Origin of the sequence: Paenibacillus sp. FSL R7-0163 (assembly GCF_037969975.1) — a bacterium.
Taxonomy (GTDB): domain Bacteria; phylum Bacillota; class Bacilli; order Paenibacillales; family Paenibacillaceae; genus Paenibacillus_AQ; species Paenibacillus_AQ odorifer.
Genome location: NZ_CP150224.1, coordinates 5,979,047 through 5,991,310 on the forward strand (window position 1 = coordinate 5,979,047; position 12,264 = coordinate 5,991,310).

The window sequence follows — 12,264 nt, forward strand, 5'->3', positions numbered from 1 at the left end:
CAAAGGCGTTATACCTTACCTTACTTACGGCTAGCAATCATGGATTGTCCGGTCATTTCCGCAGGTTGAGGAAGTCCCATCAAATCTAGGATTGTTGGTGCTACGTCTGCAAGAATACCGGATTCACGCAATACAACATTCTCAGTAGTCACGATGAACGGAACAGGATTGGTTGTATGAGCTGTGAACGGGCGACCGTTCTCGTCAAATACCATATCTGCATTACCATGGTCAGCGATAATAATTGCAACGCCACCTTTGGCAACAACCGCATCCACTACTTTACCCACACACTCATCCGTCACTTCTACAGCCTTGATTGTTGGTTCCAGCATGCCGGAGTGTCCAACCATATCAGGATTGGCAAAGTTAAGAATGATAGCATCCTGTCTTTCCGCTTCGATTTCCGCTACGCAGGCTGCAGCCACTTCGTATGCGCTCATCTCAGGTTGAAGATCATAGGTTGCCACTTTAGGAGAGTTGATTAAGATCCGGGTTTCACCAGGAAGCTCCTCGTCACGTCCACCGCTGAAGAAGAAGGTTACATGCGGATATTTTTCAGTTTCCGCGATGCGCAGTTGCTTCTTGTTTTGTTGAACAAGCACTTCACCCAATGTGTTATCCAGGTTCTTCGGTGAGTAGGCTACATAACCTTGTACCGTTTCGCTGAAAGTAGTTAGGCATACGAAGTGCAGGTTTTGCGGGAACAAAGGACCACGGTCGAAACCGCGGAAATCTTGATTCGTGAACACTTGTGACAATTGAATAGCACGGTCAGGACGGAAGTTGAGGAACACGACGGAATCGCCGCTCTCTACTGCCGTTACAGGTTTGCCTTCACTGTCTACAATTACACTAGGTTCAACGAATTCATCAAATACCGAGTTTTCATAAGATGAAGTGATGGCTTGCACAGCATCCGTGTATTTAGGACCTTCACCATAAACCATAGCACGGTAGGCTTTCTCTACACGTTCCCAACGTTTATCACGATCCATTGCGTAATAACGTCCGGACACCGTTGCAATTGTACCCACGCCAATCTCTTCGATTTTAGCTACTAGATCTTGGACAAACTTCTTCCCACTATCAGGAGCTACGTCACGGCCGTCCATAAAAGCATGGATATACACTTCATGCATATCTTCTTTTTTAGCCAGGTCAAGCATAGCAAACAGGTGGTTAATATGGCTATGTACCCCTCCGTCGGATACAAGCGCATATAGGTGAAGCTTTTTGCCAGTGTTCTTAGCATTTCTCACTGCACTAACCAGGGTTTCGTTATCGAAGAACTCGCCCTCGCGGATCGATTTATCGATACGAGTCAAATCCTGATAAACGATCCGGCCTGCACCAATATTCAAATGCCCTACTTCGGAGTTGCCCATTTGCCCTTCCGGAAGGCCTACAGCTTCACCGCAAGCAGTGAGTGTAGTGTTAGGATATTGTTTCAGGTAACGGTCATAGTTAGGTTTGTTGGCTTGAGCAACGGCATTACCTTCTGTCGTTCCACGCAAACCAAAACCATCCATGATGATCAAAGCTACGGGTTTTGGAGCTGACATCTTACTTCGCCCCCTCAACCAATTGAACGAAGGAATCCGGTTGTAAGCTGGCACCGCCAACAAGCGCACCATCGATGTCGCTTTGGCCCATGTACTCAGTTACATTCTCAGGCTTCACGCTGCCGCCGTATTGAATACGAACAGCTTCAGCTGTTGCTGCATCATACAGATCTTTTACAAGACTGCGGATGTAAGCAATAACTTCGTTAGCATCTTGGGAAGTGGAAGATTTACCTGTGCCAATAGCCCAGATAGGTTCGTATGCAATAACAACTTTTGCTGCTTGCTCGGCACTAAGACCTTGGAATGCAGCTTCAGTTTGTACTTTACATACTGCTTTAGTTTGATCAGCTTCACGCTCTTCGAGCTTTTCGCCAACACATACGATAGGAGTAATTCCGTGACGGAATGCAGCATGCATTTTCTTATTCACGATTTCATCCGTTTCGCCGAAATAAGCACGGCGCTCAGAGTGGCCAATGATAACATAGTCCACACCAAGATCACTTAGCATTACACCACTGATCTCGCCTGTGTAAGCACCGTTATCCTCAAAGTGTAGGTTTTGTGCACCAATCTTGATGTTAGTACCTTTTGCAGCTGCTACAAGTGCAGGCAGGTTAGTAAATGGAGCGCAGATTACAGTCTCAACGCCTTCGACTTCTGCTTTGCCTTTAATTTCAGCAATAAAGCTTTCTGCTTCAGGAACTGTTTTGAACATTTTCCAGTTACCTGCAATAATAGGTGTTCTCATGACTTATGTTGCCTCCTTCTTAGGTCTTACTTATCGTTCAGTGCTTCTACGCCAGGAAGCGCCTTGCCTTCCATGAACTCAAGGGATGCACCGCCACCAGTGGAGATATGATCCATTTGATCAGCCAGGTGGAATTTCTCTGCTGCTGCTGCGGAATCTCCGCCACCAATAACAGTATAACCTTCAGTAGTTGCACAAGCTTTTGCTACTGCAAGTGTACCTTCAGCGAATTTATCGATTTCGAATACGCCCATAGGTCCATTCCAGACAACCAGCTTGGAGTTCTTGATAATATCGGCATAAAGTTCACGAGTCTTAGGTCCGATATCAAGTCCTTCCCAACCTTCTGGGATTTCATTGTAATCAACGATCTTAGTGTTAGCGTCAGCACCGAATTTATCAGCAACAACAACATCAACAGGAAGCATGAAGTTTTTACCAAGTGCTTTTGCTTTTTCGATGAATCCAAGAGCAACGTCAAGTTTGTCGTTGTCTACTAGTGATTTACCGATTTCAAAGCCTTGTGCTTTAGTGAATGTATAAGACAATCCACCGCCGATCAGGACGTTATCAGCCAAAGACAACAAGTTATCAATAACATCAATCTTGTCTTTAACTTTCGAACCACCGATGATCGCAGTGAAAGGACGTTCTGGGTTAGAAAGAGCTTTACCAAGAACGGACAATTCTTTCTCCATCAAAAGACCGGATACAGCCGGTAGGAAATGAGCGATACCTTCTGTCGATGCATGTGCACGGTGAGCCGCGCCAAACGCATCATTAACAAACAAATCAGCCAGTTCAGCGAATTGTTTAGCCAGTTCAGGATCGTTTTTCTCTTCACCTGGGTAGAAGCGAACATTCTCAAGTACAAGTACGTCGCCTTCGCCTAGCTCAGCGATTTTTGCTTTTACAGCTTCGCCAATTGCTTCGTCAGCTTTAGCTACTGGTTTGCCAAGAAGCTCGGACAGACGTTCAGCAGCAGTAGTCAAACGCATGGAATCTACGAATTCGCCTTTAGGACGACCCATATGACTCGCAAGAATGATCTTTGCACCGTTCTCGATCAAATATTTAATGGTTGGAAGTGTTTCGCGAATACGAGTATCATCAGTAATTTTACCGTCTTCTACAGGTACGTTGAAATCCACGCGTACAAATACGCGCTTACCCTTTACTTCTACATCACGGACGCTTTTTTTGTTCATGATTAATTCCTCCACACCCAAAATTGTTTCTAGCAGGAAACAAGAAATACATTTAGAAAGAGCGGAAACAAGGAATTTCTGTTTCCGCTCTATAGATGTTGCTTATATCAAGTCAATTACTTAGCGATTTTAGCGAATTTCTCCAAAGTACGAACCAATTGTGCAGTGTAGGACATTTCATTGTCATACCAAGCAACAGTTTTAACCAGTTGTTTGTCGCCAACAGTCAATACTTTAGTTTGTGTAGCATCGAACAGGGATCCGAAAGTCATACCTTTGATGTCAGAAGATACGATTTCATCTTCAGTGTAACCATAAGTGTCTGGATCGGAAGCTGCTTTCATTGCTGCGTTGATTTCTTCAACAGTAACGCTCTTATCAAGAACAGTTACAAGCTCAGTCAGGGAACCAGTTGCAACTGGAACACGTTGAGCTGCACCATCCAATTTACCTTTAAGTTCTGGAATAACCAGACCGATTGCTTTAGCAGCACCAGTAGTGTTAGGAATGATGTTCTCAGCTGCTGCACGAGCGCGTCTGAAGTCACCTTTAGCATGTGGAGCATCCAAAGTGTTTTGGTCGCCAGTGTAAGCATGAATTGTAGTCATCAAGCCTTCAACGATACCGAACTTGTCGTTCAGTACTTTTGCCATTGGAGCTAGGCAGTTAGTTGTGCAAGATGCGCCGGAAATAACAGTCTCAGTACCATCAAGAATGTCATCGTTAACGTTGTAAACGACAGTTTTCATGTCGCCAGTAGCTGGAGCGGAGATAACTACTTTCTTAGCTCCACCTTTCAAGTGTTTTTCAGCTGCTTCTTTAGTTGTGAAGAAACCTGTGCACTCAAGTACGATATCAACGCCTAGGTCGCCCCATGGCAATTCTTCAGGGTTGCGGTTAGCAAGAACCTTAACTTCTTTACCATTGACTTTGAAGAAGCCATCATGCACTTCAACATCACCTTGGAATTTACCTTGAGTTGTATCATATTTAAGCAAATGAGCAAGCATCTTAGCGTCAGTCAAATCGTTGATTGCTACCACTTCGATACCTTCTACATTTTGAATACGGCGGAAAGCAAGGCGTCCAATACGTCCAAAACCGTTAATTCCAACTTTTACACTCATTGAATAGTTCCTCCTAGAATTCGTTTTATTTATTCAAAACAGACGGTGAGGTCTGTCATGACAACAATGTTAAGTATGATGCAAGAAGTATGTTATTGCCTGCAATCTAAAAACTACGAAGATAGCTGTAGTTGATTGTCAATTTCCTTGCCTATTTCTACTGCGGCAGCCTCGTCCGTGACGAGAATATTCTCCTGCCCGAAACGCAGCATGGCATGAATGGCTTTGGCCTTGGGTTTGCCTCCTGCAATACCGATGACTTTCTCTGTCCGAATAATATCTTCTAGACGTAGACCCATCGTAAGCATGGTATGGACAACCTGACCCTCTTCATTGAAATAATAGCCAAAAGATTCGGCCACTGCCCCTTCACCCTGGATTTCCGAGACTGTAGCCTCGTCCAGTTTGCGGCGGCGGGTCATTTCAATGGCATCCCCAATCCCATGTACAATAATACGCGAACTGCGGATGGTTTGTACAATCTCTCCAATATTAGAGTCAAGTGCCAGCGATTGGTATGCATCCCCACTAAGCAAATCAGGGACATGCAACAACCGGTAGTTGGCTCCAACCCGCTTTGCCATTGTTGAGGCAATCGTGTTGGCTTGAATCTCCATACTCTCTCCTAATCCTCCACGCGCCGGAACAAACCAAGCGTTCTTATAGGAAAGGGACAACGGTGGTGTCAGTTGATCAGCCATATCGGCAAGCGTCGATCCACCTGTGACGGCAACTGTATCATCTGGGCGAAGTATACTCAGCAGCGCTTTCGCACCCGCCCGGCCAAGCTCTCGTTTGGTGAACGGCGATGACTCACAATCACCCGGTACTACAATAACTTTATCCAGACCATACGTTGCTCGAATTTTCTCTTCCAGCTCATCCAGACCAAATAGGCTCTTAACAACCGGCTCTAGCAAATCAAGCAGTCTACGTCCAGCAGCGCTAATGCGCATGCCAACACTCTCGATCTCAATAAGCCCTTGCGATTTCAGAAGATCCGTCTCGGCACGCAGTACCCGCTCAGTCATATCTAGCGAAGCGGCTAGCGTTCTGCGCCCAATAATATCGGACAGCATGATCTGATGAAGAATCGTGTACCGTCTCTTAAGGGTTTCCATGAGATCAGGCAGAAGCTGCTTTTGGATATCTAATAAATTACGCATACTTTCACTCCTGCAACTTCGTCTTCCTCTATTCCCTTGTTCATGGTCTCAAAACGTCCCGGGTAAACTTTTTAAGTCCCACCCATATTCTAACCAAATATTGCTCGAAGCGCAAGTCTTCCGAGAGTAGAATTCTCAAGCGCTTGTCTTCTTATACATTAATAAGGTCAGAAAAAGATATAGCGCCCGATGCCTGTCCCTAGAGCGCTTGTCCAGTATTAATATTACATTGCAATTGTGTAAAAATTGTATTATAATCATTTTTGTTGCGCCCGTGGTCCAATGGATATGACGTAGGCCTCCGAAGCCTGAGATCCAAGTTCGATTCTTGGCGGGCGCGCCATTAATTTCATTTTTGCACATAATTTAGTAGTGCCTATACTACTACTTAACCAAAGAGCCGCTTGTCGGCTCTTTTTTTTGAATATAAGTTTGACTTTCTTTGACTTTTTGTTTGAATTTGTTTATCATGTGGGTAATACGGCAAGAGTAAAAATGAATACATTTAAAGAACCAATATCAAGGAGGTTTTCCACGTGAGTTATATTCCTATGGTAGTAGAACAGAGCAACCGCGGCGAGCGCGCTTATGACATCTATTCCCGCCTGCTGAAGGACCGCATCATTTTCCTTGGAACGGAGGTTAATGACGTGGTAGCCAATTCTATCATCGCACAAATGCTGTTCTTGGCTGCCGAAGATCCTGACAAGGACATTCACCTTTACGTGAATAGCCCAGGCGGTTCCATTACTGCAGGTATGGCTATTTTTGATACAATGCAGTACATTAAACCAGACGTTTCCACCATCTGTGTGGGTATGGCAGCTTCCATGGGAGCTTTCCTGCTAAACGCTGGCGCCAAAGGCAAACGCTTTGCACTGCCTAACAGCGAGATCATGATCCACCAGCCTCTGGGTGGTGCTCAAGGTCAAGCAACGGACATTGAAATCCGTGCCCGCCGCATCCTCAAATTGCGCGATAAGCTGAACCGTATTCTAGCAGAACGTACGGGTCAACCTCTAGAACGTATTGAGAAGGATACAGATCGCGACTACTTCATGACTGCTGCAGACGCGGCTGAATATGGTATCGTAGATAAAGTAATCGAGAAGACATTGCCTAGCGGTGTGTAAGCTATAAAGTAAAAATATAAAGAGGCTGTGCTCTAACCATAACGGATAGGGCACAGCCTCTTTATATTTTATAGAAGACCTAAATCCAATCAATTCAGCCCGCCATAACCTAGTGCATCCAGCTTCTCGGCAATTACGCGATAACCCCGGCCATTCGGATGCAAATGATCAATGGATAACAGCCCTCTCTCATTTCCTGCGAACTCACTGTAAATCGAAGCAAATCCACAGACTCGGCTGCTGTACTGTGCTGCGTATTGATTAAACTGTCTGACCCACTCTGTCGCACCAACCACCTGAGGATAGGGATTATATAATCCCACAATTCTAATGATAAAAGGTCTACGCGTCCTCGCCTTCAATTGTATAAGGATATTCATAATTGCAGAGAAATTTTGTTTGCATTCCTGAAGCGATCTGCGCAGTTCTGCGGATAAGTTCCCTTGCTGTCTTGCTGCTGATTTGGCCGCGTGAATCAAATCATTACCACCGATAGACACAGTGATGATATCGGCTTCTCGAACGGCCTCACGCATCATGGAATTTCCGCGCAGCCGCTGCTCCAGCTCTGAAGTAGTCATTCCGTTCACGCCTAAATTCGTAGAGGCTACAGTAGTCCGCAGTCTCCCTTCTGCCATTCTACGGTACACCGGAACAAAACCGTTACCTGGCAGAGCACCAAATCCAGTCGTCAAGGAATCGCCAATTGCAGTATATTGGTAGCCCATAGCTCTCCCCCGTTCATAAACTAGTTACTCCCTTTAGCATATGAACTAGAGACAACTCCGGTAAGGGGGAGATGCCTTGTGCTGACATTAGCGGAGACGAGGTATCTCCATTTATTTCATGCCAGCAAACGGGCTGCTGTCATCCGGCAAAAGCTCTTTGAAACTAAAGGTATACTCAGGGAAGCCTGCAGCATACGCTGTGTACTCATATAATTGGAAGAACAGAACAACCTTGTCATCCTTCAGATAGAAATATTTCTCCGTATTCAATCCGTTGAATCCTCCCAAATAACTATCCTCTGCCTTCAGCAGCTTGCTCAGCTTAGCATTCAGCTGTTTTTTGTAGTTTGGATTAGCTCCAAACAGGTCGCCCAACAATAGACGTTTACCATCTTTAAGCGAGAAGGTGAATGCCTCACGGTTAGTCATTCCATGAGCGCCGCCCGTATCGCTATACTGATGCATCACTATGCTGATCACACCATTCTGATTGTAGGTCACTACATAACCTGAATCATAGGTGTATTTGGGCTCTGCTCCATCTCGATCGGAGATATCCTGTTCTGCACCCGCCGCGAATTTCATAACACTTTCCTTCAAAGTATTATTAATAGCTTGTTGCGCACTGGAATTGCCCAATCCACTGATCTTCGGATAATCAAGCTGAATAAAAGCTTCTGCCCGATCTTTAGCATAAGTTTCCGTGGTTACCGTCAGCGCGTTCTGCGGTCTGTTCACCACATTCAGCTTACTGGCGGCCCGACTCCAATCTACCTTATAACCCATATAATCATTTAACAATCCTGATGGAACATAGAGGCGATTATTAATTAACTTCCCTTCATACTCTCGAATGAAATAGTTGTTCACCCACACAGAAGTACCGTAACTGGATAACATCAACTTCGCCTTGGCCGATCCTTTTCCAATCATGTACGCATTTTCCTTCTTATCATACGCAAGCGGTAATCCCAACACATCTCGCATAAAAGTTATGGGAATCCAGGCCTGTCCTTCCTTCAAAATACCTTCCTGTAACGAATTTATCCCGTTTGCCTTTAAAACGATACGCGAATCAATAGCTTTATTCTCCGTTTTACTAGCTGCTGCATAACCCGTTTCGCTGGGCAGCAGACCTCCACCAAACAATAAACCTGCCGACATCAGACCTATGCCCCATTTGCGTACTGTTTCTTTTGAAATAATATTCATCATCTTATTTTTCCTCTCCTTTCCAATTTATTAAACAGAATTGTAGAGAACTTACACAAAAAAAGAGGCGCCCCCCACTATTATTAGTGGAAGATCACCTCTCCTCTCTGCATTCACCTTGTTCTGATACTATTTCAATTCATACATTACGCTTAGCTGAGTTGTAACTTTAACTACTCCGGGTTGCACGGATGTGCTTGCACCAGCATCTGCTGCAGCCATATTCATTTTTAGATTCTGTTCAAAATAAACCGGAGTGATATCGCCATCATTTTGGCTGACCGTGATCACTTGACCCAAGCTGCGTTTAGCTGCCTTAGCAATAGCACCTGCTTTAACATCTGCATTCGCCATCGCTTTTTCAATCACCTGAGCTTCAAATGCAGAAGTATCTTCCACAGAAAAACGTGCATTTCCGATATTATTTGCCCCTGCCGCAGATGCAGCGTCCAGCAATTCACCAACCTTGGTCAGATCTCTATAAGACACTAACAGCGTATGATTGGCGTTGTACCCCTTCACTTGCTGTCCTTCTTTTTCGCTGTAACTATAATTGGGTTGCACATAAAACTGCGTGCTTTGAATATCTTTATCTGCAATTTTCCAAGTATTCTTTAGTAAAGTCATAATCTTCTGAATTTTAGCGGCATTGGTCTTCTGCGCTTCTTGCGCAGTTGTGGCCGTAGTATCCACACCGATGGTCAAGTATACGATATCCGGCTTGAGGGACAATTCGCCTTTACCTACTACACTAACGACATTTTTCTGCACTTCATCTGCGTAAGCCTTTGCAGGACCTTGGAAAACACCACTCATGCTGATCCCTCCAATTAACAAACTCCCTACGATCATCACTGAACCAATTTTCTTCAATAAACCTTTCATATTTGCCAGCCCCTTTCATTTCTTGTGATTTGTTATTATCCTCTAGACGAGTCATTTTGGTAAATGTTGCACGTCTCAATCTATTTTTTGGTATTAAAAAAAGCCCCGAAGGGCTTTTGGTCATGCGATAAATAAAGTCTTCCTAGCAGAAACGATGTTGTCTTCCTATTATTGGTTCTCAAGCTCTTCTTTGCTGACCAGACTTGTCAAAGCGTTTACAGCTTGATCGGCATCCGCACCGTCCGCGCTAATGTAAATCTCCGTGCCGGAACTGATAGCGAGGCTCATAATCCCCATAATACTTTTAGCATTTACTTTTTTATCATCTTTTTCCACGAAAATCTCCGACGAAAACTTGTTAGCTTCTTGCACAAACAATGCTGCCGGTCGGGCATGAAGCCCTGTCTTCAACCGAACAACTACCGGGTGCTTTGTCATGAAACGCTTACCCCCTAATTGAGTTCTCCCCAAAAGTTTCACATTAATTTTATATTATTATATCATTATAACGTAAACCACACTAGAAAAAAAGTAATTAGCCGCCTCGAACCTTGTCCGCCAGCTCATCAATCTTACGAAGCCGATGATTTACTCCCGACTTACTGACTGTACCTTTGAGCATTTCACCAACCTCCTTGAGGTTGATATCTGGATGCGCCATTCGAATTTCTGCTACTTCACGCAGTTTATCCGGCAAATTCTCCAATCCCATTTCTCGCTGCAACAGCTTGATATTCTCAATCTGCCGCACCGCAGCACTTATTGTTTTGTTGAGATTTGCGGTCTCGCAGTTCACGATCCGATTCACGGAATTACGCATATCGCGCATAATTCTTACATCCTCAAATTTGAACAACGCCTGATGCGCTCCAATCAAACTTAAGAATTCAATGATCTTCTCGCCTTCTTTAATATAAAGAATGAATCCTTTTTTACGTTCAATACAGCGTGCATTTAAGTGGAATTCCCCAGCCAGATCCACTAATGCTTTACAATGTTCCTCATACATCGAGGAAATCTCCAAATGGTAGGAGGAGCCTTCCGGATTATTAACCGATCCGCCAGCCAGAAAAGCACCGCGCAAATAAGCACGCTTGCAGCAGTTATTCCCAACAATCTCATCATCAATACCATCGGTAAAAATAAATCCTTCCGACACAATTCTAAGATCCTTTAGGATCTCTTGTACACGGTTTGGAATTCTGACGATATAGACGTTATTTTTCTTCAAACGCATTTTTTTACGCACGAGTAGCTCAATATGGACCTGGTAATATTTCTTAAGTAAAGAATATACCCGCCTTGCAATCGCGGCGTTCTCCGTCGAAATGTCGAGAATAACCTTTTTGCTTGAAAGCTGCACAGATCCATTCATACGGATAAGCGCTGACATTTCCGCCTTCTCGCAGCAGGGTTCACTCTCCACCATCGTCAGCTCTTTTTTGGTAAGGGCCGCAAAAGACAAGGGTCTCACCTCTTTCTTGATAAGTACTTCATTCTCATCTATAAGTTATACCCTAGGGTTTCTGTTTATCCAATCCTGCACAAGCTGATAAATGTGATGGCTAAGCTTATCGGTATCATGTCTCAAATAAGTTCGGAATAAAACCAGTTTATCGGCTATAACCTTGTATCCATTGCCATCCAGCGCTTCTTTATCAAGCTGCACCGGGCGCGCGCCCTTCTCGGCGTACTTCGTCTGGACCTGTTCCGGAATCTCACCGTCATTAACAATAACATAATCGAATAAATCGATCCCGATATGATCATATACAGCTTGAAGATGATCGCTGACGGTATAGTTATCCGTTTCACCCGGCTGAGTCATTACGTTGCAGACGAAAATTTTGATAGCATTCGAAGATACAACCGCTTCTGCCAGTTTCGGAACAAGCAGGTTGGGAAGAATGCTCGTATACAGACTGCCAGGACCCAGCAGGATCGCATCTGCATTCCGAATCGCCTCAAGCGCTTCGGGCAACGGTTCTACATCTGGCGGCTCCAAGGACACTCGTCTGATGATCCCGCCAGCTTCAGGGATTTTGGACTCCCCCGTGATAATCGTGCCGTCCGACATTTCTGCATGCAGGATTACAGCTTCACCGGCCGCAGGCAATACCCGGCCGCGAACAGCGAATAATCTACTGAGCTCCCGAACAGCCGTAACGAAATCGCCAGATATATCCGTGAGCGCAGCAAGAATCAAGTTGCCGAGACTATGACCAGCTAGTCCCTCACCCGTGTTGAAACGGTATCTCATAATCTCTGCCATGAGCGGCTCAACATCAGCCATAGCTGTCAATACGTTGCGGATGTCCCCAGGAGGAGGCATTTGCAGTTCACTGCGTAAAATACCAGAGCTTCCCCCATCATCGGCAACGGTAACAATAGCAGTAATATCTAATGGCTTCTCTTTTAAACCACGAAGCATGACAGACAACCCCGTGCCACCGCCCATAACGACGATACGTGGACGCTGTCTTTGT

General features: G+C 44.9%; 12 protein-coding genes and 1 tRNA gene. 2 read left to right on the plus strand and 11 right to left on the minus strand.

Annotated features, from left to right (window positions below; all coding sequences use genetic code 11):
* Positions 1-20: 20 nt before the first annotated feature.
* The 5 genes from gpmI to NST45_RS26195 form a co-directional block, all read right to left on the minus strand.
* Complete coding sequence (gpmI, locus tag NST45_RS26175; protein ID WP_076101073.1) at positions 21-1,565, minus strand: 2,3-bisphosphoglycerate-independent phosphoglycerate mutase; 1,545 nt, start codon at positions 1,563-1,565, stop codon at positions 21-23.
* Between the two features lies 1 nt (position 1,566).
* Positions 1,567-2,319 (minus strand): triose-phosphate isomerase, encoded by a 753-nt coding sequence (gene tpiA / locus NST45_RS26180; RefSeq protein WP_036687124.1) that lies wholly within the window; start codon positions 2,317-2,319, stop codon positions 1,567-1,569.
* Positions 2,320-2,345: 26 nt separating this feature from the next.
* Positions 2,346-3,527: a phosphoglycerate kinase gene (locus NST45_RS26185; protein WP_036687122.1), complete on the minus strand. Its 1,182-nt coding sequence runs from the start codon at positions 3,525-3,527 to the stop codon at positions 2,346-2,348.
* Positions 3,528-3,643: 116 nt separating this feature from the next.
* Positions 3,644-4,654 (minus strand): type I glyceraldehyde-3-phosphate dehydrogenase, encoded by a 1,011-nt coding sequence (gene gap, locus NST45_RS26190; RefSeq protein ID WP_036687120.1) that lies wholly within the window; start codon positions 4,652-4,654, stop codon positions 3,644-3,646.
* A gap of 113 nt (positions 4,655-4,767) precedes the next feature.
* Complete coding sequence (locus NST45_RS26195; protein WP_339824209.1) at positions 4,768-5,820, minus strand: sugar-binding domain-containing protein; 1,053 nt, start codon at positions 5,818-5,820, stop codon at positions 4,768-4,770.
* 268 nt (positions 5,821-6,088) lie between these two features.
* On the opposite strand from NST45_RS26195, the gene NST45_RS26200 reads away from it, so the two are divergent.
* Positions 6,089-6,163 (plus strand) — tRNA-Arg (locus NST45_RS26200).
* Positions 6,164-6,356: 193 nt separating this feature from the next.
* A complete protein-coding gene (gene clpP / locus NST45_RS26205) occupies positions 6,357-6,953 on the plus strand; it encodes an ATP-dependent Clp endopeptidase proteolytic subunit ClpP (protein ID WP_036687113.1) in 597 nt (198 codons plus the stop codon).
* Between the two features lie 89 nt (positions 6,954-7,042).
* On the opposite strand, the gene NST45_RS26210 is transcribed toward clpP, so the two are convergent.
* From NST45_RS26210 to NST45_RS26235, 6 genes are all read right to left on the minus strand, one after another.
* Positions 7,043-7,681, minus strand: coding sequence for a GDSL-type esterase/lipase family protein (locus NST45_RS26210; protein ID WP_036687110.1), 639 nt, complete (start codon positions 7,679-7,681; stop codon positions 7,043-7,045).
* A 111-nt stretch (positions 7,682-7,792) separates the two neighbouring features.
* On the minus strand, positions 7,793-8,896 hold the full coding sequence (locus NST45_RS26215; RefSeq protein WP_339824211.1) for a DUF4163 domain-containing protein: 1,104 nt from the start codon (positions 8,894-8,896) through the stop codon (positions 7,793-7,795).
* A 126-nt stretch (positions 8,897-9,022) separates the two neighbouring features.
* The gene (locus NST45_RS26220) at positions 9,023-9,778 is read right to left on the minus strand and encodes an SIMPL domain-containing protein (protein WP_076101069.1); all 756 of its coding nucleotides are present in this window, start codon (positions 9,776-9,778) and stop codon (positions 9,023-9,025) included.
* 168 nt (positions 9,779-9,946) lie between these two features.
* The gene (locus tag NST45_RS26225; protein WP_036687106.1) at positions 9,947-10,216 is read right to left on the minus strand and encodes an HPr family phosphocarrier protein; all 270 of its coding nucleotides are present in this window, start codon (positions 10,214-10,216) and stop codon (positions 9,947-9,949) included.
* 97 nt (positions 10,217-10,313) lie between these two features.
* Positions 10,314-11,243 (minus strand): DNA-binding protein WhiA, encoded by a 930-nt coding sequence (gene whiA / locus NST45_RS26230; RefSeq protein WP_036687104.1) that lies wholly within the window; start codon positions 11,241-11,243, stop codon positions 10,314-10,316.
* Between the two features lie 45 nt (positions 11,244-11,288).
* Positions 11,289-12,236 carry a YvcK family protein gene (locus NST45_RS26235; RefSeq protein WP_169744815.1) on the minus strand — a complete coding sequence of 316 codons (948 nt, stop codon included), beginning with the start codon at positions 12,234-12,236 and terminating at the stop codon, positions 11,289-11,291.
* Positions 12,237-12,264: the final 28 nt, after the last annotated feature.